26 protein-coding genes are annotated in these 26585 nt (G+C 34.7%); 16 read left to right on the top strand and 10 right to left on the bottom strand.

Annotated elements, in window-relative coordinates:
* Positions 1-2: 2 nt before the first annotated feature.
* The 5 genes from PXG98_RS00350 to PXG98_RS00330 all read left to right on the top strand — a co-directional run bounded on the left by PXG98_RS00350 (position 3) and on the right by PXG98_RS00330 (position 3990).
* Complete coding sequence (locus tag PXG98_RS00350) at positions 3-920, top strand: LuxR C-terminal-related transcriptional regulator (protein WP_276388292.1); 918 nt, start codon at positions 3-5, stop codon at positions 918-920.
* A gap of 257 nt (positions 921-1177) precedes the next feature.
* Positions 1178-2014, top strand: coding sequence for an RteC domain-containing protein (locus PXG98_RS00345; protein ID WP_276388291.1), 837 nt, complete (start codon positions 1178-1180; stop codon positions 2012-2014).
* Positions 2015-2336: 322 nt separating this feature from the next.
* On the top strand, positions 2337-2621 hold the full coding sequence (locus PXG98_RS00340; protein ID WP_276388290.1) for a helix-turn-helix domain-containing protein: 285 nt from the start codon (positions 2337-2339) through the stop codon (positions 2619-2621).
* Positions 2622-2624: 3 nt separating this feature from the next.
* Positions 2625-3344 (top strand): hypothetical protein, encoded by a 720-nt coding sequence (locus PXG98_RS00335; RefSeq protein WP_276388289.1) that lies wholly within the window; start codon positions 2625-2627, stop codon positions 3342-3344.
* Positions 3328-3990 carry an ATPase gene (locus PXG98_RS00330; protein WP_276388288.1) on the top strand — a complete coding sequence of 221 codons (663 nt, stop codon included), beginning with the start codon at positions 3328-3330 and terminating at the stop codon, positions 3988-3990. The genes PXG98_RS00335 and PXG98_RS00330 overlap by 17 nt, the downstream gene beginning before the upstream one ends.
* Before the next feature lie 16 nt (positions 3991-4006).
* Here PXG98_RS00330 and PXG98_RS00325 read toward each other — a convergent pair whose 3' ends face one another.
* From PXG98_RS00325 to PXG98_RS00285, 9 genes are all read right to left on the bottom strand, one after another.
* Positions 4007-4213: a GDCCVxC domain-containing (seleno)protein gene (locus tag PXG98_RS00325; protein ID WP_276388287.1), complete on the bottom strand. Its 207-nt coding sequence runs from the start codon at positions 4211-4213 to the stop codon at positions 4007-4009.
* Complete coding sequence (gene merTP, locus PXG98_RS00320) at positions 4213-4812, bottom strand: mercuric transport protein MerTP (protein WP_276388286.1); 600 nt, start codon at positions 4810-4812, stop codon at positions 4213-4215. Before merTP ends, PXG98_RS00325 begins: the two co-directional genes overlap by 1 nt.
* Positions 4809-5183: an ArsR/SmtB family transcription factor gene (locus PXG98_RS00315; protein ID WP_276388285.1), complete on the bottom strand. Its 375-nt coding sequence runs from the start codon at positions 5181-5183 to the stop codon at positions 4809-4811. The genes merTP and PXG98_RS00315 overlap by 4 nt, the downstream gene beginning before the upstream one ends.
* 93 nt (positions 5184-5276) lie before the next feature.
* Positions 5277-6461, bottom strand: coding sequence for a Shedu immune nuclease family protein (locus tag PXG98_RS00310; RefSeq protein ID WP_276388284.1), 1185 nt, complete (start codon positions 6459-6461; stop codon positions 5277-5279).
* Positions 6462-6488: 27 nt separating this feature from the next.
* Entirely contained in the window at positions 6489-7328 is an 840-nt protein-coding gene (locus tag PXG98_RS00305) for a hypothetical protein (protein ID WP_276388283.1), read from the bottom strand.
* Between the two features lie 137 nt (positions 7329-7465).
* Entirely contained in the window at positions 7466-10594 is a 3129-nt protein-coding gene (locus PXG98_RS00300; RefSeq protein WP_276388282.1) for a DNA repair protein Rad50, read from the bottom strand.
* Between the two features lie 119 nt (positions 10595-10713).
* Positions 10714-11361, bottom strand: coding sequence for a condensin complex protein MksE (locus tag PXG98_RS00295; RefSeq protein ID WP_276388281.1), 648 nt, complete (start codon positions 11359-11361; stop codon positions 10714-10716).
* Positions 11334-12656, bottom strand: coding sequence for a hypothetical protein (locus PXG98_RS00290; RefSeq protein WP_276388280.1), 1323 nt, complete (start codon positions 12654-12656; stop codon positions 11334-11336). Before PXG98_RS00290 ends, PXG98_RS00295 begins: the two co-directional genes overlap by 28 nt.
* Positions 12657-12830: 174 nt before the next feature.
* Positions 12831-13457, bottom strand: a complete 627-nt coding sequence (locus PXG98_RS00285; protein WP_276388279.1) for an N-acetylmuramoyl-L-alanine amidase family protein — start codon at positions 13455-13457, stop codon at positions 12831-12833.
* A gap of 189 nt (positions 13458-13646) precedes the next feature.
* Here PXG98_RS00285 and PXG98_RS00280 point away from each other — a divergent pair, with 189 nt between their 5' ends.
* From PXG98_RS00280 to PXG98_RS00230, 11 genes are all read left to right on the top strand, one after another.
* Positions 13647-13934 carry a hypothetical protein gene (locus PXG98_RS00280; RefSeq protein WP_073243663.1) on the top strand — a complete coding sequence of 96 codons (288 nt, stop codon included), beginning with the start codon at positions 13647-13649 and terminating at the stop codon, positions 13932-13934.
* Positions 13935-14219 carry a hypothetical protein gene (locus PXG98_RS00275; RefSeq protein WP_276388278.1) on the top strand — a complete coding sequence of 95 codons (285 nt, stop codon included), beginning with the start codon at positions 13935-13937 and terminating at the stop codon, positions 14217-14219.
* Positions 14206-16608 carry a TraG family conjugative transposon ATPase gene (locus PXG98_RS00270; protein ID WP_276388276.1) on the top strand — a complete coding sequence of 801 codons (2403 nt, stop codon included), beginning with the start codon at positions 14206-14208 and terminating at the stop codon, positions 16606-16608. The genes PXG98_RS00275 and PXG98_RS00270 overlap by 14 nt, the downstream gene beginning before the upstream one ends.
* A gap of 4 nt (positions 16609-16612) precedes the next feature.
* On the top strand, positions 16613-17200 hold the full coding sequence (locus PXG98_RS00265) for a TrbJ/VirB5 family protein (RefSeq protein ID WP_276388275.1): 588 nt from the start codon (positions 16613-16615) through the stop codon (positions 17198-17200).
* 2 nt (positions 17201-17202) lie between these two features.
* The gene (locus PXG98_RS00260; protein WP_276388274.1) at positions 17203-18045 is read left to right on the top strand and encodes a hypothetical protein; all 843 of its coding nucleotides are present in this window, start codon (positions 17203-17205) and stop codon (positions 18043-18045) included.
* A gap of 11 nt (positions 18046-18056) precedes the next feature.
* Entirely contained in the window at positions 18057-18671 is a 615-nt protein-coding gene (locus tag PXG98_RS00255) for a conjugal transfer protein TraK (RefSeq protein ID WP_276388273.1), read from the top strand.
* Positions 18661-19590 (top strand): conjugative transposon protein TraM, encoded by a 930-nt coding sequence (traM, locus tag PXG98_RS00250; RefSeq protein ID WP_276388272.1) that lies wholly within the window; start codon positions 18661-18663, stop codon positions 19588-19590. The genes PXG98_RS00255 and traM overlap by 11 nt, the downstream gene beginning before the upstream one ends.
* Positions 19587-20417, top strand: a complete 831-nt coding sequence (locus tag PXG98_RS00245; RefSeq protein ID WP_276388271.1) for a DUF4138 domain-containing protein — start codon at positions 19587-19589, stop codon at positions 20415-20417. Before traM ends, PXG98_RS00245 begins: the two co-directional genes overlap by 4 nt.
* A 70-nt stretch (positions 20418-20487) precedes the next feature.
* Positions 20488-20787: a hypothetical protein gene (locus tag PXG98_RS00240; protein WP_276388269.1), complete on the top strand. Its 300-nt coding sequence runs from the start codon at positions 20488-20490 to the stop codon at positions 20785-20787.
* Positions 20788-20853: 66 nt separating this feature from the next.
* Positions 20854-22044 carry a hypothetical protein gene (locus tag PXG98_RS00235; RefSeq protein WP_276388268.1) on the top strand — a complete coding sequence of 397 codons (1191 nt, stop codon included), beginning with the start codon at positions 20854-20856 and terminating at the stop codon, positions 22042-22044.
* A gap of 108 nt (positions 22045-22152) precedes the next feature.
* Positions 22153-25008: a TrlF family AAA-like ATPase gene (locus PXG98_RS00230; protein WP_276388266.1), complete on the top strand. Its 2856-nt coding sequence runs from the start codon at positions 22153-22155 to the stop codon at positions 25006-25008.
* On the opposite strand, the gene PXG98_RS00225 is transcribed toward PXG98_RS00230, so the two are convergent.
* On the bottom strand, positions 25005-26585 hold the full coding sequence (locus PXG98_RS00225) for a type IV secretory system conjugative DNA transfer family protein (RefSeq protein WP_276388265.1): 1581 nt from the start codon (positions 26583-26585) through the stop codon (positions 25005-25007). The two genes, PXG98_RS00230 and PXG98_RS00225, sit on opposite strands and share 4 nt — an antisense overlap.

The raw sequence follows: 26585 nt of genomic DNA, 5'->3' as shown, positions 1-26585 counted from the left end.
AAATGTTTGGAACATCAATACATTGGACTACTTTTTTCTATCTTTTATTAGATACAGTCATTGTATTGTTTACACTCTACTATTCAACTAGAAAAGATTCAAGTGGTTATAAACGATTTTTATCTTTGGGTATTCTATTCATTACTTATAATCTAACCGGTGGTTTTTTGCCAATCAAGAATTTTCCTGGCCCTCTTATTCTTCAGTATATCATAACCTATGGTGTTGCCATAGCTTTATGTGTTTATATAGTTTACTACCTCTATAAAGAATATGATATCATAGTATTAAAGTACAATTCTTCCATTAGAAATTTGGCGATTTTGTCTTCTGGAAGTTTTATTATACTATTTTTAATCCCATACTTCTTTACTTATTCCTTGGACTCTTCAAGGTTACTTTTTACCATCCCTATTTCAATTCTTGCCTTTGTGTTCTTAGGAATGTTTTATGAAAGAATTTCGCATCCAAACAATCCAAATGAATATATCCTACGTCGTAACAGATTATCGATGATTAGTGTGACAAGTATTGCATTGTTACCTATATTGACCTTAATCGGGGATTTTCAATGGTTGACTTTTACAGTTATGAACACAGCTTTTTACGCCATATCCATTATTGAAATAGATAGACATTTATATTTTTTAGAAAACAAGACCAAAATGTACGAAGTATTTGCTATGAGTAAAGAACAGGCAATTAACTCAGCAGAAACGAAAATCATTTATGAAAACTTGACAAGAAGGGAAATAGAGATTACCTTGTCCATTCTCAGCAATCTCAGTTACAAACAAATAGCCAAAGATTTATTTATTGCAGAAAGTACTGTTTCTAAACACGCTTCAAACATCTACAAAAAAACAGGGGTAAAAAACAGAAGACAGTTTATTTCTCGCTATCGAAAAAAATCAAAATAGCATTTATACTAGGGTTGCAGCGATTACCGTAGGAAAATACGGTTCATTCCGTAGATATCTACGGAATAAAATAACCTTCTTTCAAAATTATGTTATTACATTTCAGTAGCTCTTTAGATGTCCCTTGTCGTAAAAAGTTCTGCTAACAAAGTACCTGTCCTGCGCATTCGCTAACTAAAGAGCTCTAACAACAACTAATCCACCCAAACTAAGACTGCCCCCAATATTGTTGGGCTTAACTGTATTTATGGCTGCAAATGGATTTAGAAACGTTAGGCAAAAATCTTCTCGTAGCATTAGACGAGATAAGTCTCGAAAATCTACCGATTTTGGAACAATCCTATCGTTCTATTCAGTTAAGTAGAAACTTGCTTACTGTTTTTAAAAGAAACATTCTGACCAATGATTTTGAAAGTGTTGAGAATGAAATAATCTTCTTCAAAAAAATAAAACAAGTGCCATTGGTTAAACTTATATATTTCTCAGAAATTCATTCTTTTGAAATTCAATTTCCCAAAGCAGACAGAGCTGCACAATTAAAATTTATAAAAAAGAAGATTAGTAAATTAAATCGCTTTTTCCTTTATAACCTTGATTTCGGCCAATACGTTAAATCTGGTGCAACCCACTTTGACAAAGCTTATTACACCAGAAAGCATCTTGATATCTATCATATTACTACTTCCAAATTCTATTTTCAAGACCCTGATTTTTGTACACCGAGAGATATGCTTTTAGGAAAGTTCAAGGCTTATATATCTCTTATCAACTATATGGACCAAAAGAAACATTCTATTAAAAGTAGAGTGAACGGAAATAGTGTGACTATAAAACCTACAGAAAAAATTCCATGGCCGTTCACAAATACAGACTGGGTTGAACTTCTATATTCACTAAGTGCTGCTGGAATGACGAAACAAAAGGGTCTAAGTATTATTAAATTATCTAAAATTTTGCAAGAAGTATTCGACTTTACTCCAAAGGAAATCTACAAAACATTTCAGGACATTAAAAATCGCAAAAATAGCCGGACGTTGTTCCTCGACCAGTTGACAGCTTCCCTTCTTTCGGAAATGGACAAAAGCGAGGAATAGTCGCTAGTTGCTATCATTCGTTCCTTCTTTTATATGTTAAAAAAAGACCGTACTACGGTTGACCTACGGTAATTACATTCTTCACTCATTTTTCATAAATTTTAATGCAATTCAAGGGTATGTTAACTATGGAAACACCTCAAAACACCACCAAAATAAACTGAATTTCAAAATGTTAAATTTTGACGGTAGTACGGTTATACTGGGGAATAAAATCCATTAAAGCTATTCAAATTTGTAGAACGAAAGTCAAATCAGGTCAGAGGCTATCAAATTAGTTGAAAGCGATGCGATAGTCTCTTTCTTTAAAAACCGTTCTATTATGCCGACAAGTATTATTACAACAGACGACCTTCGGGAATTCAAAATGGAATTGCTCGATGACATCAAAAAATTATTATCCAAACAAGCTACTGGTAAACTCAAAAAATACCTTAAATCTTCAGAGGTTATGGATTTGCTTCAGGTAAGTCCAGGCACATTGCAAAACCTTCGCATCAATGGTACTTTACCTTACACCAAAGTTGGTGGTATTATCTATTACGATGCCGAGGAAATACAAAACATAATGACTTCCAACCGTGTACAGCACGGTTCAAATTCTTAAATAATGAACTATATAAAGCTACTTAATGCGGCTTTTGAAAAGTTCTATTTTGATGACCGCCTAAATCCTACCCATATCAGTCTGTATATGGCGCTGTTCCAAGAATGGAACAGTAGTCGCTTTGCAGATGAATTTTATGTGAATCGTAGAGATTTGATGCGCTGTGCCAAAATAGGCTCAAAATCCACATACCATCGCTGCGTTACGGATTTGGACTCGTGGCTTTATTTATCCTATTTCCCATCTAACAATCCATACAAAGGAAGTAAAATCAAGATGTTCATTATTGGTACAAGTAGTGAACCAGATATGGGACGGTACAATCCCACATTAGAACAGCTTGCGGAACAGTACCATCCCATACGTGAACCAGTTGTGGGACAGCACCATCCCATAAATGGACAAGTATTGGTATCTAATACAAACAATACCAAACAAGAAAACTATATAAAACAGCCAAAAGGCAGGCAGGCGGTTATTGATTTTTTTGAAGAAAATGGTTTTGATGCAGATGAGGGAAAAAAGTTCTTTGAGCACTATGAAACCCGGAACTGGCAAACAAGCGATGGTCAAGCAATTCGTGATTGGCGAGCTCTAGCCACAAATTGGATGGACAGAACAGAATTGTTCGACGAAAAAAACGAATCAAACAAAAAACAAGCGTCCCAAATAAAGGACAACTTGCGAACCACTAAAAACAAAGATTATGGACAACCCCTCTAAAATTACCGAAGGTGGCGTGGAATACTCGCTAGGAAAATTTGATGGCAAAAGTGTACTCTACGATTTTCCAAAAATCTTAATTTATCTGAACGCCAAAGGGAAACTGCTTTTCGGCGAAAAGTTCAGAATTTATGACGAAGATAGAGATATACTGCTAAAGCTCTGCTCGTATTTCATTAAGGATAAAGCCAATTGTATAACCTATGGAATTGACATCGATAAGGGTATCTTACTTTCCGGACCAGTTGGTTGCGGAAAAACTAGCTTAATGAAATTACTGAGATATATTGTTCCGATGCAAAGACCCTATGAAATGATTCCTTGCAGAAATGTGACCTTCAGTTTTAACCATCTTGGTTTTAAGACCATTGAAGAGTATGGAAACACCAAATTTTTCTGCTTTGATGATTTAGGCATTGAACCTGCCGGACGTTTTTATGGTAAAGACCTGAACGTAATGGGCGAAGTACTTTTATCTCGATATGAACTATACCTTGAGACCAAACATAAAATCAAAACTCACGCAACCACCAACCTAAATGCTGAAGAATTAGAAGAACGTTATGGCAATCGTGTTCGTAGCAGAATGCGAGAACTGTTTAATCTAATTGCCTTTGATAAAGAGGCTGGGGATAAGAGGAAGTGAACTTAAATATGATTTTTCAACAACACCCTTTGCTCTCTTGAATCGGTGGGCAGGGTACAGTCCCATAAGAACAATAAACACAACAATCTCCTTCATTTGGTTTTAGAACCGTTTTGCAATTCTCACATTCATAAAAGAATTGACAGGATTCTATTGGCATTTCTTCTACTTTTTTGTGTCCGCAGTTTGGACAAGTTATTTCAGATGTCAGTATAGTTTCCATTATTTTTCTTTTTTGTCGGTCACTTTATAACCAGTAGAATTAATTGCTTTCTCAATCTCCGATTCATTGGTTTTGGATTTGTCAAATTCAATGATTGCATTTCCACTTTCGTACGACGCTTTTGAGCTCACGATTCCGCTGAGTTTATTCACTTCGTGGTTTACGTGTTCTTCACAACTCGCGCAGGTCATTCCGCTAATTTTAAATTCAGTTATTTTAATATCCGATTTATCTACAACGATAATTTGTTTTGCCGTGTCTGGGTAAAAAATTCCTGAATAGTATGGAAATGCCAACATTACTATTGCAAATACAGTTACAATTCCTAAAAAAGTTTTGGACTGCGTGAATTTTGGTTTTTCGTCTGTCTCACATTCACAGTCGATTTCCTTTTTTGGCTTTAGCATTTGATACCAAGCAAAACAAAGAACTAAAATTGTGAGCCCGATTAGGTAAGGTCTATAAGGTTCTATCCAAGAAAATGTTGAAACAATTCCACTTGTTCCTGCGATAAGAGCCAAAACAGGCGTAATACAGCATAAGGAAGCTGCAAGTGCTGTTAGTAAACCTGCTCCAATTAATTTGTTTTCACTTTTCATATCGCTTCTAAAACTTTGTTCTTATCTAGAATTTCAAAAAACGGATTGAGTAGTTTTTCATATCCAGCGGTCAATGAGTAATAAATCGTTTGGGCTTCTCTATCGGTTTCTAATAGATTTCGGTCTTTCATTTTTCTCAAATGCTGGGAAATGGCCGAAATATTCATTCCAAGAATATCACTTAAATCACAAACGCAAAGCCTATCTTCTTCAAAGAGTAGGTATAGTATTTTAAGTCTTACGCTATTCCCAACTAATGAAAGTCCATTCGCTAAATAATCAAAAGATTCACTTAGTTCTGAAACTGTCTCTTTGCAACGATTAATTTGTTCTAAATCGGCTTGTTGTCTTATGCAAGAATTATTTTCCATTGAACAAAGTTACATTAATTTCTTATTTAAGCAAATACTAAAATAGAATATTTGAATTGGTTTTAGTGAATTGGCGAGGACAAGAGCAAATAATCAAATACGCTCTAATTGAGCCAACATTATTTCCATTCTTCTTATTAAATCATCATACGTGAAAATATCTATGATATTTTTATACTTCCTCTTGATAATCTCAAAATCTGAAAGTTGACTTTCAGTTAGCTTATTATCTCTTCCCATAATAATCAATCCATTTGGATTAGTAATTTTAATTTTTACATTTGATGGCAACTGGTCTTTGTATTTTTCAGTTAACTTTTTTTCGCCAATTGCACCAGTTTTATTTAAGTAGAATATGTATTTCTCAATTTGCATTATCGTCCCGGATAAATCTCTATTAGGAATGTGATTGTCTCTGTAAGGATTGGCAGATACTATATTCTTATCAAAAGGGATTTTAATTTCAACAATATCAAGATTCCCCATAAAGTCAATTAATCCATAATCTAATCTTCTAGTTTTATTATTATAAATATCTTTAAACTTTACTTCGTCAAATACGGCAATATACTTGGGAAAGAGTAATAATATTATTTCGATTATCTCAGCCTGCCATTGATGTTCCGTATACTTTACCTCGTTAGAAAGCATTTCTTTTAGTTTCTCTAAAAGCGTTTGATATTTTATAATATCAGCTTCTCTAAAAGTTTTTCTTAAGTTGCTACCATAAGTCGGTGTTTTCTTGTTTAGATAGTTTTGATAAGACTCTTCTTTATCTGAAATATGGTCAAAATAATTCTTTAGGATTGAAGTAACTTTTGCCTGACGATAGAGGCTAATTTCGTGGGTAGTAGGGAAAATTTTAATTAGATTCTCGAACTCTTCAATTGGTAATATTGTCTCTTTTGAGCCACCAATATAAATATCTTCTTGTAAATGCCTATCTATTTGCAGTAGAAGCGAGGACTTGGATTTTACAAAAAAATAATCAAGATTTATATCCAAGGATTTATGAAAGAAGAAAGTATTATTAAGTCCTAAAACTTCTCTATAGACACCATAATAGTTGTCCATCAATTCCCCAATCTCAAAAAAGTACTCAGATTCTTCAAATTCATTTTCAACCCTTTTAAGAAGAGATTTACTTCCAACATTAAAAATGTGCTTGATTTTAAAAGGAATTAGTGTTTCCAGTTTCTTATCTAACCATTCCGTAGGTTCATAATCGGAATAGTATTTTAATACAAGTTTTGAATCTATTTTTTCTATCTCTACCAAATCTCAATATTTATAGGTTTTTTTAATTCAATTTATCTCAGAAAGAAGCTCAATCAAGTCCATCGACTCTTCCTCTACCCAAATATCATCTTGAATTAAACTGTTGATTATTTCTTGTTGTTGCGTAGAAAAGTCCTCAATTTTTAATCCTGAAAATTCCTTTTTGCGCCATTTACTTTTATGATGTGGCGAATTTACAGGTAGTGCATCATCTAATGAAGTAGGTTCAATTAATGTTATTTCTTTTCCTTTTTCTTTAAAGATGTCTTTTATTCTCGAAAAAATAGATAGTCCGTGATGGTCCCAATCGCAAAAGTAAAATAGAGGTAATTCTATTTTTTTGTCAGGAATATCTTTTAAAGGATTGGTATTGTTACCACCTACATACCATAATTCTATATTATTCTGTTTGTATTCGTAGGGTACTTTTAAGCATGCTATATTTTCGCAAATAACAACCAACTTAGGATTTTCACAATCTACTACGAATCGCCATTGTGCATTCTTCGGGTCTTTCTCTGGGAACTCATCAATTTCCAGAAGCTGTAATACTGCATTGCGTAAACTGGGCTTATTTGTTAAATATTTTGCCCCTTTCCCTTTAAAAACTCTCGCTGAGAAAGTATATTCCGTTGTAAGATTTTTTTTAAGTTGGTCTTTCTGATAATAAATAAAAGCTAAACTTTTTAAGTCATCCTCATTATAGGTTTTGTGTGCGTTACTCTCTAATCCAGCTTTTTCAAAGAAGTTGGAATAATACTCGAAATAGTCCAAAAATTCTTTTTCATAATATACCTTAAAGCCATATTTGGCTTCCAAAATATTAGGGTTACCCATCTTGGGCTTTATCAACTTTTTTTGCTTCATTAGTATTTGTTTAATAAAGCTATTGTTGCTAATCTTCAAGTTGGTCTTTTCGTTTTTATATAGTTGGTTAAGACCAATCAGATATTTCCATTCAACATCTTTTTTCATTCTGATTTTACATATTGGTGTTTTACGTCTTAATTATTATTGTTCTCAAAATCCCCAAATATTGGAACCGGTTCATAATTTACCTTATCAGATTCTTCTAAGTTATTATGAAGCAAATAGATATATTGGTTCAACATATCTACTTTATATGGCTGTATTGATAACGATATAATCTGGTAATCATTTGCCTTAGCAATGTCGTAAAGCATATCAAAATTACTTCCTAGTCCTGCTGCTTCGTCAATGGGCATAAACCTAATTCCATCCCTTACTTTATCTTTAGCACCTCTATTAATTAATGAGAGTCTAGCAATACACAAAAGGGCAATTGCTGCATAGGTTTGGCTTGTGCTTCCTGGATTAGTTTTTCCGTGTAAGGATTGAATGGTAAAGTTTAATCCATAATATGATTTTGGATTAAGTAATTCTAAAACTTTAGGTTTTAGATTTCTAGAACCACCGCATCTATAAAAAGCTTCCTGCATTTTCTCTTCTAAAGACGTGTACTTTTCCAATTCGTTTGAAACACCTTGTAAATCATTGAATAAATTATTCTCACTAGACACTCTAATATCTTCGCGTATTTTATCAATAAAGTCTTCCATCCAGCCTCTAGGATAACTGTTTTCAAAATTGATGGACAGTTTTGCCCTGTGACCGCCAGTAATCGTCTTATCGTCTGCATCAATGAAATCCCTAATTTTTCTTGAGTAATATATCTGTTCGCTTACCTCAGTATTGACCTTATCAACGATGCTCGTTAACTTTTGCAGCTTTCTAATATTCAGTTTTTTATTCTTGATGTTGATGTCGTCAAGCAACTTTTTAATACGTGGGATGATTTCATCATCTTCTAAATCCTTTTCCGAAAAAATCTCTGGTGGTAGAATTTCTGAGCATATCTGTTTAAAATCATCTGTTTCTAAATAGCGATTGGCTTTTTCTTTCAAAAATTCCTTTATGACTAAAACATATTTATGATTGTATTGTCTTTGGCATTCTGAATTAATTGCATCTTTTGCATCTAATGCTTCTGCGGTAACTTCACTCTCATCCGTATTAATTTCTGAAATAACTTTTGGGTGTACATCAACTAATTTTTGCAAATCCGCTTTAAAGACATCTATTGCTTTATCTTCAAATTTTAAATCTTCAATAGCAATTTCATTTTTTGACTCTTTGTGTAGGGTAGTAATAAAAGCATCATAGAAACTCTTTTGTTCATTAAGTGTTGTTTTTACACTCTCAAAGCCATCCGTGTCTTTTGTCCGATAATTATACTTTGTGGTCAATTTCCTGACATCATCATCGATTTCAGGAATTGAAATCGTTTTCAGACTTGTTCCTAATCCTTTAATTATAGAAGAATTTTCAGAACGCTTTTTGTCTATTTTCTTGTAGGTCTTGTTTGCCTTTTTGAGTCCATCATCTATCTTTTCGTCTTCATCAAGTAATTTCAAATAACGTTTTACTTCATCCGCTGTTTCCTCATACAACTCGTGCTTATCGAACTTAGAATTGGCATCTTTTAATTCCCAAGACAAAAGGTACGCTGATGGGTTATCCAGCTTATTTAGCAATCCTTTTAAAATCGTCCAGTTCCTAAATTCTTTTTCTAAATCCTTGATATCATTGTCCAAAGTTGCCTTTTGATTTGAAAAATATTCCTTGATTTTATCTGAGTTACCAGTATCAAATATTGGTTCTGGTACATAAGGAATATACTCACGAACACCACCTAAATCCAACCAAAATCCATCATCTTCATCTTTTGTGACCTGCAGATTTTCAATCAACAATTTTGGGTCTGGAATATACCTTGACTTTATCCCATTTATAGGTTCTTTGGTGGTAATATTATCGTTTTGATATTTGTGTACTACACTTTCCTCTTTAGGGCTCAATCCTCTTTTAAGATTTAACGCCCAATGCGCAAGTGATGAAGTATCATCTAAATTATTGAGGACCTTTAGTTTCTTTTTCTCTTCGAGTGACTTCTCGATTGCATTGACTGTTTCTGCTATATTCAACAATGAATCCTTGTTGAGTTTATTATTTTTTCCAAAGAAACTGTAAATACCACTGTCTTTTAAAAGTGACTTAAACTCTTCTATTCGCTCAATGTCCTGTTTATTTTTATGATAGTTTCGATAATGTTCTAACAGTTCCTTACCCGTCTTTTCAAAGTGTTGCATCCAAGAAAAATACTTTTTCAAGTCATTGCTTTTTCCTAGCCATAACATTCTTGCCGCAGAAGCTTTATCAAATTCTTCGTCTAAAGCAGGTATATTCAATTTCAGTTCTTCAACTTTAGTCTCGGCAAAATTTTTAAGCCCAATTAAGATGTTTCGATTATTGAAAAAGGAATTTAACCTTTGTACCATTTTCACATTAGACTTTTCAATCTGCTGATTTAAGTAGTGAAATTTTGTGTTTGAAAAATCGCTTTGAGCCTCGTCTCTATCCTTTTTTAAACTAAGAAGTTCTTGTAGTTCTGTTTGCTTATGTGTTAACCTATCAATCTCATCTCTATTAGATTCAAACTGACGTATATCGCCACTCAATTCTTCAACAGCCTTATCAAAATCTAGCTTAAGCTCTTTTTCCTTATCGTTTCCAAAGAGAAATTCCTGAATTTTCTCGCTTTTTTTTATATCCAATGATTCTCTGGAAAAAGCCTGAATAATTTTAGCATAGCTTTTTAAAGATTCTTGATTAATAGATAAGTCAACCGGAATAATATAATTTTCAAATAATAGCTTGTGAAACTTATCTAATCTTGTCCAAGATTCACATACATATCCTTTAGTATCGAATATGTGATTTTTTAAATCCTCTATTGGCAAGATGCTGTTGTCCTTTAGAAAATCTGAGAAACCAAGGGCTTTACCAAATGGAAGTAATTCATCTTCTGGCTCAAAATTTTCGCCTTGTTGAATAATGAAAGAGTGTGAGCTTCCTGTACTTTCAAGGTATATGCCTATGGCTACAAAGGCATCTTTGCCAAGTTCTACATTAATAAAGGCGTAACCCATATCTGTTCCTTTGCCACCAGTCCTTAATACCATTGTTTTGGGTTTCCTTGGCTCGCTACTATCTGTAGGTGAATGAAATGCAGCAGAACCAACAAAAATGAGTTGTAGAATATCTGCAATCATACTTTTGCCAGAACCACCCTCGCCAACAAAGTCGGTTCTAAATGGGTTGAAATCATAATCAAATGATTGATGATGCACGATGCCCAGAGTGGATAATCTTTTTATTCTAGGGTATCTTTTCATTTCAATTCATTTAGGGTTTCGTCTATATTGTTTATATGGTCTTCGTGTATGGCAATCAATCTATCAAAAGCTGGCAATAAGTCGAACTCGTCATCATTTAATGTTACCCAACCTATTTTTTTGAATTCTCTAAGTGCAGATTCTACAGTTGAATCTATGGCATCATCGTTTAAATTTCCAGGGTTGGTATTTCTCGATTTTGCAATCAATCTATAAATACCTGGCTTTAAATCTTCATAATCAGTTCTAATCTTCTTTTGCAAGTCTTTTACAGAAACAACATCTATTTGATTATCTATGAAAAAAATCTTGTAAATAACGAAGCCGATTATAACGTGCTCACTCTTCATATGATATCTATGTCCCGCATCTATTTGACCTCTTGTATTACCTATAAAATCTAAAAAGTAATACCCTCTTGTTTCTGTTCCACCAAAAGTCAATTCAACATTGAATAAAGACTGGTAGTATGCTTTTAAGCTATCTATATTAGAATAGATATAGTTGTAGAATCTTGCTTGACTTCCTTCCCTTTGAAAATGAACGCCATCTTTCAACATATAGTCCAAAGAGGCAAATAATTCTTCTGTGTCAGGATGGTCTAAAAATTGTACCCTTATATCTTTTGTATACTCATTTTCCATAAACTTATATGCTCTATTTTGCTATTGGTCTGTTTGGTTTTATTCATTTTGAAATCAAAACTTTTTGATTTACGTGCTTGTTGTATTGAGCTATAGATTGCACTTACAGCTATCTGTCCATCATTTGTTTCTTCCATAATCTTGAAAAATGTTTCGGACAAATCGATGCTGCCCCTTAGTTCTATTTCGGCAATGATGTGTTGTTCCCATTTTCTAATCAAATCCTGTTGAGTGAGCACCTTTAAAATACTTTGCGTATTTTCCTCAATCTTCACTTCGTTTGATTTATAGGAAACTCTCTTTTTGGGTTTAGAAGGGAATAATTCTCTTTCTCTCTCAACTATGGTGAAATTAGGTGTGTCTATATGTAAAATTGGATTTTCGACCACCTTTGGAAGAAGGGTTTCCTTTTTGCTGGTAATGGTACTTTTATCCAATAGGAAGTGCAGAAATTTTTCAATTTTACTGTTGAACTGAGGTCTATTTAAAATAGAGAACAAATGCCTAATCTTTGGCTGAATTCTATCGAGTTTTCCATCGATAGAATCTAGTCTTTCGTTGAGATATTTGATAAAGAAGTGAACGTCTGCAATTAAATCGTCTGCTTCAGAATCTGTATCGTCTCGTTTTTCTAGAATTGAGCGTATCACTTTAGTTTCAGAATAGGCTGCTGCTAATTCTCTACTTTGGTCTTGTGCTCTATCTAGATTGCTTTCTACTTCACGTAAAAGGTCAATAAATTTCTTATCGGAATTAGTGGTATTATTTTTAAGCTTATTTACAGATTCAATAATTTGTCTATCTAAAAAATCCACCTGTTCTCTCAGGTCGGGCTCATATTTTTTGAACTCAGATTTGAGCCAAAACTTTAAATCTTCTAAGGATTCTCTTTGTTTTAATGAAGCAGTAAGAAGGCTACATATTTTCTCTATATGTGTAGGACTGAAGTTACCCTTTAAAGTTTCTTTTGCATAAGCATAGAACCTATGTGCATAATCCTTAAAATAATATTTCTGCGTTTCTTGATTATAGTCTAAAAAATATTCCTGAAGGTCCTTTATATGTTCGCTATAAATCTCTTTAGGATATCTTTCGTTTGGTTTGGTTATCTGGGCAAAAGCATTGTGAAGGTCTTTTTCGACAAACTTTCCGTCAGGTAAAGATTTGTCTTTAATTTTCTCAAATAAAACCATAACGGCCAACCCAACTTCCTTCTTTGGGAAGAGTAGTTGGTAAACACCTGGTTCCTTAATCTCTTTTACAAAATCAAAATTTATTTTATTATTCTCGTTCAATTCTTATACTTCATCCATTTTAAGGGAAAAATCTCATAAAGATAATTAAATGATTTTTCCTTTATTTACGGTTATCCACATTTCTAATAAACAATAGCTTTATTTCTGAAAACAAACAGCTTACTGTTGATTTAATGCATAGAATTACTTCTTTAAATAGTTCTTTCATTTTTTCTATTTTATTGATTTATATATTGTACGTGCAAGAATTTTAGTTCTTTTCAAATTTGATAAGTATGCATTTTCATCTGTATTACTCAAAAACCCCAATTCCAAAAGCAAAGAAGAGCAATAACCAATCGTTTCCTTCAGCACTTGAAAGTTCGCAAACTTCACGCCCCTACTTTCAAAACCTACTCTCTTATTAAGGCCTGTTTGTAATTGAAAAGCAAGCCAAGTAGAATCATCAGAATGCCGTGTAATAGTGTTAGCCACATATACTTCAATTCCTCTTGCATTAGCATTATCCGAATGATTACAATGCAAAGACAAAAACAAATCGGCATTCAGTGCCTTGGCCAGCTTCGTTCTGTCAGATAGCGAAATGAGTGTATCATTATATCTGGTTAAATAAATGTCCAGAGGCTTATCCAATTCATTATTTAGCTTCAAAATGGCATTCGCAATATTCAATACAATATCCTTTTCTTGGATGCCATTTATGCCAATTGCACCAGAATCTTTTCCACCGTGACCAACGTCAATAATTATTCTTTTTTGAGACGCAGTTTCCTGTCCAAAAACGATACACATTTTTAGAACCAAAATCACAAAACTGACGTTTTTGAGCACTTTTTTCATTTTCAATTTTCGGGTTATCAACAGCTTTCCTTCAAAAACTCATAGAATTTGATGCCAAATAATAGCAATTAAAATCAATTGATTTCAAATAATATTTTATTCACAAATATTTGATTTTCAGTTATTTATGTACAAATATATGTAAATTTCAGAAAGAGAAAATGAATAAAAAATCTAAACAGTTTTATTATGAAAAAATCAATCTACTTGGCAACTTTTTTATCGTTGCTCTCAACATCACTTTTTGCACAAATTGGTGGCATTGAAGATTCCGTTAACGATGTGGGCGATACCATACGTACCATTTTTCCAATCTTACTTGGTGTCATTTTTTTAGTTGGCTTCTTATTTAATGCAGGTCATTTCTTTGGGGAAAACGCAGACCTTAAAAAAGGAATTACTAGAGTGCTTGTGTTTGTTTTGATTGCTGGCGCAGTTGTTGGCATCTTCACATACTTAATAGGAATCGTAGTTTAAATGAAACGCTTCGAGGTCTATAAAAACATTAGGAAAAGGGCGGTCATTTTTGGACTGCCTATTTCCCTGTTTGCTCTGATGATGGTTTCTATTTTGGCTTCGCTGCTCATCATAATCTTCTCTTTCAGCTTCGGGATAATAATTGGAATACTCGTTTTCAATGCTGCCTTATACGTAGCCTTAACGAGAATAACACATAACCCGCAAATTTTTCAGATGGCTAAGGCTTTTCCGAAGATAATAAGTAACAAAAGAAACTCAGGCTTTGATTATGAACAAGATTAATCTTTCTGCATATCAACCTATTGTAGATATTCAAGACAATATCATATTTGCCAATAATGGCAATGTCGTCTTGTGCTATGAAGGTAAGTTGCCAGAGATATATTCACTATCCGAAAAAGAGTTTGAAGATATACATGGTGCTTGGTTTCAAGCTTTAAAATCATTGCCAATTGGTACTGTGGTGCAAAAACAGGATATCTATCTTAAAAAGACGTACACTTCAGAAGCACTTCCGAATACAACGTTTTTAGAAAAAGCGACACACGACCACTTCAAAGGACGTGGCTATATGGAACATCGTTGCTTTTTGTTCTTTACACTCACTAAGAACAAAGCGCTGAATAATTCAAAATATGTCAACCCTTTCCGTAAAGTTTCTAAGGGGATTGCTCAACAATTAGATGACAATGTTAAGAGCTTCATCGGGGCTGTTAGTGATTCCGTTTCCTTCATAAACAATAGTCGAAAAATGAAGTTTATTTCGCTTAAAGCGAAAGATATACAGCAGTTAACCAATGGTTATTTCAATGGCTTTAATGATGGGTTTGATACGGATATCATACTAGATAAAAAAAGCGTCAATATTGGCGAAAACCATTTTGATGCCCTGGCTATCAATAGCGAACTGTGCTTTGGCGAAAGTGTACAGAGTAGCAAGACTAATGAGAAATTCACTTCTGACGATTTTGTATTTCATCAAGGGTTTATTGATGGCTTAGGGCTTACGCTTAACGAAAATCATATTGTCAACCAAATCCTTTATTTGGATGACAAACAGAAGTGGCGCAAGCTACTGGATAAGAAAGTTGAAGAACTTAATAAAAGTTCCAACTTCGGTTCGCAGAATAAAGTAGTCCTCGGTAAAATTCAGCATATCCTTGACCAAATTAACGCTGATGATAATGCACGCATTATTCGTGGTCATTTGAATATAATTTATTGGGACAAGAACCCAGAAAATTTAAGTCGAATTGGTTCAAAAATAAAGACCGAGTTTAAGGAACTAGACATTATCCCATACTATCCTAGAGGTGAGGAACGAAAGAATTATATCTTGAATAGTTACTGCTGCTTTTCTTCAAACTTTTCAAACAACGATTTATATGTTACCGATTTAAAACACGCTTTATGCCTGTTCATCAATAACACCAATTATAATTCTGATACTACCGGAATCATCTTTAATGATAGAGAACATAATGTGCCTGTTCTTAAAGATGTTTGGGACGAACGCAAGAAGCGCATTAAGGCAAGAAACTTTGCCATTTTTGCGCCTACTGGCGAAGGCAAGTCCTTTTTAGCCAATAACATTCTACGCCAGTATTTTGAAAGTGGCATTCGTTTGGTCATCATCGATTTGGGTGGTTCTTATACCAAATTTGCAAAACTCTACCCTGAAAAATACACAGTACTTCGCTATGAAAGTGGAAAGAACCTGGGTATCAATCCTTTTTATATAAGTGATACAAATGACTTGGCACCTGAACGTTTGGAAGACTTGTCCGTCTTCCTGTTTGAATTGTTTGCTTCTGATTTAAAAGTGACGAAAGCACAATCGGTTTCGGTCAAAAAGATATTGCGCCACTATTACAATAATACTTCGGAAAATCATTCTTTAGATGGTTTCTACAACTTTATAGAAAGGAATCAGAAAGACCTTCTGGACACCTTGAAAATCCATCCCGACTACTTCAATATTACAAGCTTTTTGCACGTAATGTCTGAATACGTCGGCGATGGTCTATACAGCTTCCTTTTTGAAGTAAGCGAAGACCAGACCTATAAAATCGAAGACAAACGATTGATTGTTTTTGAGCTGGATGAAGTAAAGGATAACAAGGAAATCTTATCAGTTATGCTCAAGCTGATTAAGTCTGCCATCCAAAGAACTATTTGGAAAAACAGAGCTGAGAAAGGCATTATCCTTTTCGATGAGTTTGCAAAGCAACTGAAGTTTGAAAACGTACTGGAAAGTGTTGAATTTTACTATCAAGCCATCCGAAAACAGAATGGTGCGATAGGCATTATTCTTCAATCTATAAATCAGCTTCCCAACAATTCAACTTCAGCAAGTATTCTTGAAAATACGCAGGTCATTTATAGTCTGAATAATGAAAAAGGCTATGACGAATTGGTCAAAAGGCTCAATTTATCCAGCCACGATTTAAACCAATTAAAGTCCATCAAAAACAATCTTTCCGGTCCACGGAAGTACACCGAAATGTTCATCAAAATAGGAAAGGAAAGCAACATTTTTAGGCTAGAAGTTCCAAAGGAAGTATATGCAGCCTACCTAACCGATGGACAGGAAAATGAGACCATAATGGCCATTTATAAAAAGACCAATGATATGGAATTGGCAATAAAAGAATTCACATCTAAAACATAATATTATGAAAACAAAAATCAAAATAATCTTGTTCGGGCTATGCTTAACAGTTGCCCTTTTATTACCTAGCGGTGCTACTGCTCAGGGAATGCCAGTTTATGACAATACCAACTTTGTAAGTTTGGTAAAGTCTCTTGTAGAATCTGCAAAACAGACGAGCCAACTTATTAAATCTGTACAGTTTTTGAAAGATGCGAAAGAAAGTATCGAGAAAGTATCGAGTGTGGTACAGCAACTCAGGGCGGTTCAGGAAATTGCACAGAACAACCAACGCCTTATCAATGTAATGCAAAACGATTTACAGGATATTTTAAACTCGCCTTACATCAAGCCAGAGGAAGTTACAAGGGTTGCGGAATCATTTGATGCCATTGTCCAAAACTCTCTGGACACGGTTGATTTTATGGGTGAAATCTTATCTAGTGATAACTTAAAGATGTCCGATGCTGAACGTGCTGAAGTGTTAAAACAGAAAGAAAAGGAATCCAAGGAAATGGTTTCCAATATCCAGACCAGAACGAAGCGGTATCGTGATATAATTTCCTTTAGAAAAATGCAGGATAAAGTTAATAACAGAGAAACGGAATATTAAAAATGACCGCAACCATACTTTTAGGGATTGGACTGGAATACGTCGATGCGGTGTTTCAAACCATACAGAATAGCAGTTTCTCGCAATATACTATTGCAGGAATGAAAACGCTTGCCGTTTTGTTCTTTCTGGTCAATATCCTAAAAAAATACAATGAGGGCATTGCGGATAAAGACGGGTATACTTGGGGATTGAGCCCAGGGGAATTGACCAAGAACTTTGCAGTCGTTCTTCTGGTCATATTTTCAACACAGGTCTTGGGCTTTTTCGATAGCATCTTGGTTTCCATTGAAGCGCAATATCGTGGCACAGCACCCGCTTTATTGCCATTACAAATGCAGGATATCCCCATAGAAGAAGAAATAAATTTTTTAGAGGCCGCTCAAGCGGCAATGGCCTTATTATATGAGGCTCTAGTTACACCACTTTTCGGATTCAAAATATTTGCATTTATCATCAGCCTTATCCTCTGGATTTTGGATTTGTTCATCTACCCGCTATTCCTTGCAGAACGTTATTTTTTATTGGGTATAATGCAAGCTTTTTTTCCGCTGGTTATTAGTCTGGCAGTTTTTGAAAAATTCCGTTCTCTTGCTTATACATTTTTCAAATTGTACGCTGCTGTTTATATGTTAGTGCCTGCCTTCTTTTTGGTCAATGTATTTGTAAATGCCCTCTATACTGAAATCAATACGAACTTCTGGACAAACCTTTTCGGGACAGATGTTGGCCAAGGCTTTTTTGCACCCGTGGTTCAACTTGGGTCAGTTGGTTTCATTGTTTTTCTAAAATTCAAATTATACAAACGTGCCACATCATTTACCCTCAGATTGTTTACCAGTTAATTCCAATGAAAATGAAAACACCTTACAAAAATATCTATGCAGTCTTAAAGTTGAACAGATTTATCGTGTTGGCAGTTGTCATTTTTGCAATGCTATCCAGCACCTTTTCACTTTGGATGGCATTTAAGACGAATAAAGAAGCTCTTAATAGTGCTTTTGCCATTAATACTGATGGTAGTATTATTCCCCTAAAACTCGTAACCCAAAAAGAAAATTTCAAGGTAGAAGCATTAGCTCATTTAGACTTGTTCCACAACTACTTCTATAATATCGACGCCAGTAATTATGAGCGTAATTTAGAAAAGGCACTTTGGTTGGGCAATAGTTCCGTGGATAATCTATATCGACAGAAAAAAGCGGATGGTGTCTATAACCGATTGCTGCAATATTCGCTAGTTCAGAAAGTACTGAGTATTGATTCACAAATCGAAGAACAAAACGGAACATACATCTTTAGAACCGTTACCATTTTTGAAATCAATAGAGGTTCAATAATCGATACTTACGAACTTGTTTCTAGCGGGAACTTAATTCCAGTTGACAGAAACTTTCCAAACAATCCGCACGGATTGTTGCTTACAAACTATTTCGAGAACACATTAAAAAAACTAAACGATGAAAGTTGAAAAAAATAAAATTGTATTTGCAGCCGTATTGGTTGTGATTTTCATATTCCTGATATCCTATTCTATGATGGTAATGGGCGATGACGAAAGTGATAATGAAAATCTTGAACAGACCTTGATACCTGATTTAGATGAGAACCAAAAAGAGTATGATTCAAAATTGGATGCCATAAATGATTTAAAGGAAGTGCGCGAAAATAATGCACCCAGCATCTATGACGAAAAACTGATTGATTCCTTGGGTTTTTATGACCCAGACCTTCCGGAACGGGAAAAAGAACGCATTGTAGATAGTATTTACGATGCTGGTAAAATTCAATACTCTGAAAAGAAGTATCAAAACCTTGGGCAAAAGAAAGTTGCTAAAAACAATGTCCAGCAAACAGATTCTGCCGAAATAAGGCGAGAACAAAAAATTGAGGCTAAAGAATTGGGGCTGGAACACCAACTGTTCTTTGCCGCTTCGCCTAAACCCAATGAAATTTCGATTATAGGCAATACAGATGCAACTATTTATGTAGTTGTAGATGGCGACCAGGTTGTCAAAGCAACTACCCGATTACGAATGCGCCTTACTAAATCAGCAACTATCAACGGTAAGCTGATGCCAAAGAACACACCTGTTTTTGGGTTTATCAGTTTTCAGCCCAATCGTGCTTTAATCGAGATTGAAAACATACAACATCATCCCACCAAACTTAAAGCTTTCGATTTATTGGATGGTAGCGAAGGCATCTATGTACAGAACAATTTCAGGGCAGAAGCTACTACGGAAGTACTGGATGATGTTATAGGCGATATCAACATTCCAACTGTTCCACAAGTGGGTGGACTTACCCAAGTATTTCGGCGTACTAACAGGAAAGTTAAAGTGACCGTATTGAACAATTATAGACTAATACTAAAACCAAAATTATGAGAACCCTATTTTTAATATTGATAGCATTGATTTCTGCTTTTACAAAAGCACAAACAGACACAGTACTAGACACAATTTATGCGAACGACACTAAAAATGTTGCGCTATTTTTCCCAGAACCCATAAGACAGGGCATAACCGGTTCAGATAATTTTGTCTTTACCTACAATCGTGAAAAAGAACAGTATTTCGGATTACTTCAGGCGAAGCCTGGGAAAGAAAGTAATCTACTGGTAGTCAATAGAAATGGTGCAATTTTTTCGTATATTGTAAGATATAAAAAGCAGCTATCAAAGCTCAATTATTTCATTCCATTATCAAATAGCATTGGAAATGAAAAACCAATTGTAACCGATTCGATTCAGGTTGTAACTTCTGAAAAAAATATAGATAACAGAACCTACTATTATCAAAAATTCTGCTCCTATCTTCTTAACAGAAACCAACGTATTGGTCGGATTAAGAAGCGAACGCAAGGCATTGTCTTGAACGTTGAAAATGTTGTTTTTGATAAAGAAGAACTCTACTTTGTTATCCAGATTGAGAATAATTCTACGATGGATTACGATTTGAATTTCTTGAATCTCTCCATTGAAACTCGACAAAAAGGGAAAAAGAAATCTTTACAGAGTTTGTATCAAGAACCTATTTGCAAGCACCATCTGCCTTCAAAAATTGCAGAGGGTAAAATGGTACGGTTTGTTTATGTAATGCCCAAATTTTCATTATCAGATGACCGTAGGGCAATTTTGGAATTGAATGAGAATGATGGCGAACGCAATATAAAACTGAATATATCACATAGATATATCAATAACCCAAATTAATAATATTATGAAAAGATTACTCATTTGCTCAATCGTACTTCTATTTATTTCTTGTTCTGAAACCAAGAATATGTCGCCATCAGAAACCGCTAAAATTGTGGTAGAAAGCTTTTATGCTAAAGATAATAACACTTTAAAAAAACATACAACTTCAGACGGCTATGATAGTTTAATAATGATTCAGGGTCTAGTGCCAGATGCAGATAACGATGCAAGCGTTACAATATCGGATGAAGTTATCGAGACTGATATCGCGTGGGTCAAATACAGTTCTAATTATGATAATAAGCCTGGTATCTTTAAACTCGTTAAAGAAAATGACCAATGGAAAGTGACTAGCAAAGGTCCGAGGGAAAAAGGACCTTTTTGAGTGATAATATTCTTATCAGAATTAAACTTACATTGCAGATATAAATTTACATCTCTATTTTCCTGAATGACGCCATCTGAAAAATATGTGGCAAACCTTTGCCAACAATCATTTCTTCCTTTTTGGAATTTTCCAAATCCTATAGGCAAAAAGAATAAAGAGCTATGTGACGTTTTGGTTGTTTGCGGCAATTATGTTTTAATCATTTCCGTAAAGGACATAAGAATGTCAAACCACGCTGATGAAAACATTAGATATGAGCGTTGGGTAAAAAAAGCTATTGAAGACTCCGCAAAGCAAATCTACGGTGCTGAGCGCTATCTTAAAACTGTCGATGAAATTTATGCTAAAAACAGAGCAAACAAAATTTCCTTACCACCAATAAATGACAGGATAATACACAAAATTGCAATTGCTTTTGGAAGTGACAAAACATTCCCATTACCGTATGGGGATTTTGGTCAAGGCTATGTTCACGTTTTTGATGAAGAAATTACTTCTATTCTTTTAACCGAATTGGACACTATAACCGATTTTACAAGATACCTTACAGATAAGGTTCAATTCTTAAAAAGGAAACATTTTTCAATGCCCAAAGAATCCGATTTTCTGGCTTTCTACATTCAAACCGGTCTAGATATTGATGAAAAAGTTGATTCGATAGTATCTGATGGTGGCTTATGGGATTCTTATGTAGAATCTGAAGAATATGCAGAATGGCAAAATCTCTTGCCTCAAAGCCATATTTGGGATTATATGATTAACCAATTACATAACTATCACATTTCTAAAGAAACAACTGACGAAAGAAGAAATGAATTAGAGGATGCCATCAGAGTTATCAATCAAGAACCTCGTATAAATAGAATAGAATTAGGCGGCATTTTGGATAATGCTATTCAAAGAAAATCAAGTGCAAGAATGTTAAGGCCTTTGAAGGGTGCCAAACATTGTTATGTTTTTATGCCTTTGACTTCCGGGAACTGGGAAGGCAAAGAAAAAGAACTAGAGCTTCGTTGTATTGTTGCAAGAATGGAAAACCCAAGTGTAGAAAGAGTTATCGGACTAGGTTTTGGGAACAATGGCAGCGGACAAGAAGTTTATGATATTTGTGCTCACTATATTCCAGAAATGTGTGAAGAATTTATATCCCAAGCCAAAGAAGTACAAGACGAATTAGGCTATTTCAAAAATCCAACTATCTCACACAGTAAAGAATACAGGAAAGAAGATTTTAAAGGATTTGGACTTTATTAGTCTGTACTCATAAAAAGCAGGAAAATATATGTTAATATAAGCCGCTCTGAAATGTTAAAATCTATAAAATGTTAATTACCTTTAACTGTTTTAAGAAGCAAATATTTTATGGACAAAGGCGCAAAATTTTATAGATGTGATTTCCAAGTACACAGCCCAAGAGATATAAGTTGGACAGGTGCTCGTTTTGGTGTAAATACTGAGCAAGTAGCAGGTCTAACTCAAACTGAAAAGCAAAAAATTGATGATGACCGAGAGCAATTTTGCAAGGAATACTTGGATAAAATTAGCAATGCAGGAATCGATGCCATTGCTATTACCGACCATCACGATGTCGTGTTTGTCCAACATCTAAGAAAAGTCGCCAAAGCACAGAATGATATACACGATATTATGGGCGAACCAGAAAAAAAGGTAACTGTTTTTCCTGGTATAGAACTTAGTCTTTCCAATCCTGCAAGTCAAGTCATAATTGTTTTTGATTCAGATTTCGAAGATTTACACCTTAATTCTGTCTTAAATTTTATTGGGATACAACCTACGGACAAGTACGACAGACATACCATTCAAACTCAAAGAATTTCTCAAGAGGTAATTAATAATCTTGCTCAACTTCATAAAATTTTAGATGAAGTAAACTACTGTAAGGGCAGATACATTGTTCTTCCCAATGTTGGTAAAGGTGGGCAGCATTCTATTATACGGCAAGGTTTCCAAGAGCACTATATAAAGATGCCCTGTGTTGGCGGTTATGTTGATAAAGAAATATCGCAAGAATCTGGTTATCAAAATAAAATCAATGGCGGGGATGTTAACTACGGGAACAAAAGTATAGGTCTTGTATCTACATCAGACAATAGGTTCGAGGATGGTCGTGAATTAGGAAAATATTCCACTTGGGTAAAATGGGCAGAGCCAACAGCAGAAGCCATAAGGCAAGCCTGTTTGGCCAAAGAATCCAGAATATCCCAGGACGAACCAGAGATGCCGCAAATATTTATTGAGTCATTAGATGTTACAAATTCAAAGTTTTTAGGAAGTTTCAATATAAACTTCAACCAACAGTACAACGCTTTAATAGGCGGAAGAGGAACTGGTAAATCGACTATTTTAGAATATATAAGATGGGGACTTTGTGACCAAACCGTTAAAATAGGAAACTATCAAGAGTTAGATATAATTCAAAATCGCAGAGATACTCTAATAAGAAAAACTTTGACTGCTGTTGCAGGTGAGGTACGAATAACAATGGTCAAAAATGATGTGCGCCATATAGTTAAGAGAAATTCTGAAAGCCGTGAAATACTTTTGAAAATTGGCGATGCTGAATTTCAAAAAGTTAGTGAAGAGGATATCCGTAAGGTGTTGCCAATTCAATCCTATAGTCAAAAACAGCTGAGCGATGTTGGTGTTAAAACAGAAGAACTAAAACGATTTATTGAACAACCTATTAAAAGTAGCTTAGAGCGCATTTCATACAATTTAGATGAAACAAACCTTAAATTGAAAAACGCATACAGCCAACTGGTGCGTAAGAAAAAAGTACAGAATGAAATAACCAATTTTAATATAGAAGGTAGTTCTATAAGTGGTCAGGTTAAGGGTATTCGTGAATCGCTAAAAGGTATTTCTGAAGCTGACCAAAAAACAATTGATAAGAAATCAAAATTTGAGTTAGAAAAGACTATTATCGAAAATACAGATTCGGAATTCACACTTTTTGATACGAAAACTGATGAACTTCTTGAACTTTTAAAACTATATCCAGAACCCATTGAACCCAGCATAGATAATGTTGAAAATAAGGAACTGATTAGAAAACTCGATACCGAGATGAAATCAAAATTCCAAAATATCCACGATGCGGTTGAAAAGCTAAAAGACATTTTTAGCGAAAATGGATTGCGAGCCTATAATGAAATTGTAGAAGAATGGGAAAAAAAGCAAACCTTATTTAATTCTCAATATGAGGCAGCTAAAGGAAAATCGTTATCCAGTCAAGAACAGTTGGCGAACATTAAACGACTTGAAGACCGCCTCGCCGAAATCAATAGTCTAATTGCTGATAGGAAATCCGTAATTAAAGAGCTTGGGAATCCTGAGCTAGATTATAATGCCCAGAAAGAAGAATGGAAAAGCTTTCATATTGAAAAAGTGCAAGTTCTTAACGAACAAGCCACAAATTTTTCAGATTTGTCAAATAACCTGATTAAAGCAATAGTTACTAAGAATATCAATCTCACTAATTTTAAAGAAAAATTACGTTCAATACTCGAAGGTACTAGAATTAGAGAAGAACGAATCGATGCTTTATTGGAAGCCATTCGTAGCAAATCAGACCCGATTTCCGAATTTATATCGGTTTCCGAAGAATTAAGATTGCTTGCCGAGTTTAAATTAGACGAGGATAATCCTCAAGATTTACCTTCGACGCCAATACTAGATAACACAGGGTTTACTGAAGACCACAAGTTTAAGATTCAGTCTAAAATCACTACTGATGATTGGTTGCAATTATCGGCAACAGAATTAGAATTCGACCCAGAATTCTTTTACACTACAAATAACGAGCTCGGTGATGAAATTCCTTTTCGGGATGCTTCTGCTGGACAACAAGCAACCGCACTTCTTACAGTTCTGCTTAATCAACCAGGAATACCGTTGCTAATCGACCAACCAGAGGACGACATCGACAATCGTGCAATTGATGCAATAATTCAAAATATTTGGAATGCCAAGAAGAAAAGGCAGCTAGTATTCACAAGTCATAATGCAAACCTTGTTGTTAACGGCGACGCCGAATTAGTGATTTGCTGTGATTATAAGGATGCCAGTTCGCAAACAAGAGGTGTCATTAAAGCTGAAGGCGCTATTGATGCAAAAGAAATAAAAAACGAAATTACGTCAGTTATGGAAGGTGGTGAAAAAGCATTTAGACTTAGAAAGGATAAGTATGGTTTTTAGCTAAATATTGACCTCGCCTCATCATAAACCTGCTCAAAGTTTGCCGCTAAATCAGCCTGCGAAAACTGTTTTGATTCATTCGGTAACTCTCGTTGAATATTAGCCAATTTAAATTGTACTTTTTTATCCTTTCCATCAGCATAGGTAATAAACTCGCCTTGCTTTAACCGAAAGAAAACATCTGCCCGAATTTTGGGCATTTCTTTTTCTCCAGTCGTAATACGTGTATCAAAATCAAGGTTATGTCCACGACTTATACTTTTAGTTGGGTCTTTGATGATTTCAAAAAAACGTTCGTAATATTTAGCGGTGTCTGGGTCGTTGACCTTGCCAAAGAACTGGTATGATAGATTACTCAGTATCGCCTTGCTTGCCTTGTCCCCATACATCATATCGTTTTGAATCTTGTCTTGCATCACATAAATTGTAGCTATATCATAGCTACGTAATGTTGCTGGAATACGATGCATATTCAATAGCCTTATGGTTGGTGCTTCTTCCATCAAAAGAAACGAGGATTTTGAGTTTCGCACACTCATCTGCTTGGTGATGGTATGGATAATAGTTGCGATTACAGGCGAATAGGATGTTTCATATTTTGGGTTATTTACTACTGAAATTATGGCTGGGTTTTCCTCATTATTGATATTCAATGGCACTTCGTCTGCGGATAATGCCATAAATATGCGCTGTGTGCTAATTCGTTTCAGGGCATTTGCCAATGTGCTTTTCACTCCCGCTGTCTGCCTATCGGAATCTTTGCCACTAATAAAAGCATCTGCCATTGCCCGCGATGTGGTATTGGTTTCCAAAAATTGAATTAGGCTATCGGTATCGAGCATCTGATAAATGGCTATTAAATGTGGAAGCGTACAGTATTTAGGATAGTCGGTTTTCAGTTTCCAAATCAAACCACCAATTAAACCTTCAGCGGCATCGTTAAAGAATTTTGTTGTTCCCGTAGTTCCGCTTTCTCTTTGTTCCAAAAGGTTTTCAATAAGCACCCTAGAAACTTCATTTACACTTTCCTCGTTCTCTAAGTATTGAGGTGCAATAGGGTTTACCCGATGGATAATTTTATCGAAGGAAATGACCTTAAACGGAATATCACTATCCTTAAAAAGTGGATATGCCATTTCGGTCAGCTCAAAGTCCTTATAGTCGTGAATGATTCCGCAAAAACTCTCTTTCTGGAAATGTTTTAGAAATCCGTAAACAACACTTTCGGTTTTTCCGCTTCCGGCGGATCCGATGACGGATGCGCCACGTTTAATATTATCTAATTTGAAATTTCCTTTGTTGGTAGCAAAATTGACTTGGTATTTAGCACTACCGTTTTGAGAACTTTCAGTTTTATGAAGAAAAACATACAGTCCTGTATTAATTAGCATAAGAGGACAAACCAAATACAATAATATCGATACTAATTCATTTCCTTCAGAAGTATAGAATACGAGAAATGAGAGCATAGTGATATTTAATAAAAACGCATATTTGCTTACTCGAAAAATCCCATAGAAAACAGTACTGGTAAGGCCAATAATTGAAAGTATTGTTATGACATTATCTATCTGCAT

Origin of the sequence: Eudoraea chungangensis (genome assembly GCF_029360665.1) — a bacterium.
Lineage (GTDB): Bacteria > Bacteroidota > Bacteroidia > Flavobacteriales > Flavobacteriaceae > Eudoraea > Eudoraea chungangensis.
The sequence above is the reverse complement of the archived record's forward strand: the minus strand, read 5'-3'. Positions and strand labels throughout refer to the sequence as shown.

What these genes read in the sequence shown, in the direction of transcription:
- PXG98_RS00265 (WP_276388275.1), top strand. Translation starts at nt 16,613, where the DNA reads ATGAAAACAAAAATCAAAATAATCTTGTTCGGGCTATGCTTAACAGTT.
- PXG98_RS00235 (WP_276388268.1), top strand. Translation starts at nt 20,854, where the DNA reads ATGACGCCATCTGAAAAATATGTGGCAAACCTTTGCCAACAATCATTT.
- PXG98_RS00345 (WP_276388291.1), top strand. Translation starts at nt 1,178, where the DNA reads ATGGATTTAGAAACGTTAGGCAAAAATCTTCTCGTAGCATTAGACGAG.
- PXG98_RS00240 (WP_276388269.1), top strand. Translation starts at nt 20,488, where the DNA reads ATGTCGCCATCAGAAACCGCTAAAATTGTGGTAGAAAGCTTTTATGCT.
- PXG98_RS00280 (WP_073243663.1), top strand. Translation starts at nt 13,647, where the DNA reads ATGAAAAAATCAATCTACTTGGCAACTTTTTTATCGTTGCTCTCAACA.
- PXG98_RS00315 (WP_276388285.1), bottom strand. Translation starts at nt 5,183, where the DNA reads ATGGAAAATAATTCTTGCATAAGACAACAAGCCGATTTAGAACAAATT.
- PXG98_RS00295 (WP_276388281.1), bottom strand. Translation starts at nt 11,361, where the DNA reads ATGGAAAATGAGTATACAAAAGATATAAGGGTACAATTTTTAGACCAT.
- PXG98_RS00340 (WP_276388290.1), top strand. Translation starts at nt 2,337, where the DNA reads ATGCCGACAAGTATTATTACAACAGACGACCTTCGGGAATTCAAAATG.
- PXG98_RS00305 (WP_276388283.1), bottom strand. Translation starts at nt 7,328, where the DNA reads ATGAAGCAAAAAAAGTTGATAAAGCCCAAGATGGGTAACCCTAATATT.
- PXG98_RS00275 (WP_276388278.1), top strand. Translation starts at nt 13,935, where the DNA reads ATGAAACGCTTCGAGGTCTATAAAAACATTAGGAAAAGGGCGGTCATT.
- PXG98_RS00335 (WP_276388289.1), top strand. Translation starts at nt 2,625, where the DNA reads ATGAACTATATAAAGCTACTTAATGCGGCTTTTGAAAAGTTCTATTTT.
- PXG98_RS00225 (WP_276388265.1), bottom strand. Translation starts at nt 26,585, where the DNA reads ATGCAGATAGATAATGTCATAACAATACTTTCAATTATTGGCCTTACC.
- PXG98_RS00230 (WP_276388266.1), top strand. Translation starts at nt 22,153, where the DNA reads ATGGACAAAGGCGCAAAATTTTATAGATGTGATTTCCAAGTACACAGC.
- traM (WP_276388272.1), top strand. Translation starts at nt 18,661, where the DNA reads ATGAAAGTTGAAAAAAATAAAATTGTATTTGCAGCCGTATTGGTTGTG.
- PXG98_RS00285 (WP_276388279.1), bottom strand. Translation starts at nt 13,457, where the DNA reads ATGAAAAAAGTGCTCAAAAACGTCAGTTTTGTGATTTTGGTTCTAAAA.
- PXG98_RS00260 (WP_276388274.1), top strand. Translation starts at nt 17,203, where the DNA reads ATGACCGCAACCATACTTTTAGGGATTGGACTGGAATACGTCGATGCG.
- PXG98_RS00330 (WP_276388288.1), top strand. Translation starts at nt 3,328, where the DNA reads ATGGACAACCCCTCTAAAATTACCGAAGGTGGCGTGGAATACTCGCTA.
- PXG98_RS00255 (WP_276388273.1), top strand. Translation starts at nt 18,057, where the DNA reads ATGAAAACACCTTACAAAAATATCTATGCAGTCTTAAAGTTGAACAGA.
- PXG98_RS00325 (WP_276388287.1), bottom strand. Translation starts at nt 4,213, where the DNA reads ATGGAAACTATACTGACATCTGAAATAACTTGTCCAAACTGCGGACAC.
- PXG98_RS00245 (WP_276388271.1), top strand. Translation starts at nt 19,587, where the DNA reads ATGAGAACCCTATTTTTAATATTGATAGCATTGATTTCTGCTTTTACA.
- PXG98_RS00300 (WP_276388282.1), bottom strand. Translation starts at nt 10,594, where the DNA reads ATGATTGCAGATATTCTACAACTCATTTTTGTTGGTTCTGCTGCATTT.
- PXG98_RS00270 (WP_276388276.1), top strand. Translation starts at nt 14,206, where the DNA reads ATGAACAAGATTAATCTTTCTGCATATCAACCTATTGTAGATATTCAA.
- PXG98_RS00350 (WP_276388292.1), top strand. Translation starts at nt 3, where the DNA reads ATGTTTGGAACATCAATACATTGGACTACTTTTTTCTATCTTTTATTA.
- merTP (WP_276388286.1), bottom strand. Translation starts at nt 4,812, where the DNA reads ATGAAAAGTGAAAACAAATTAATTGGAGCAGGTTTACTAACAGCACTT.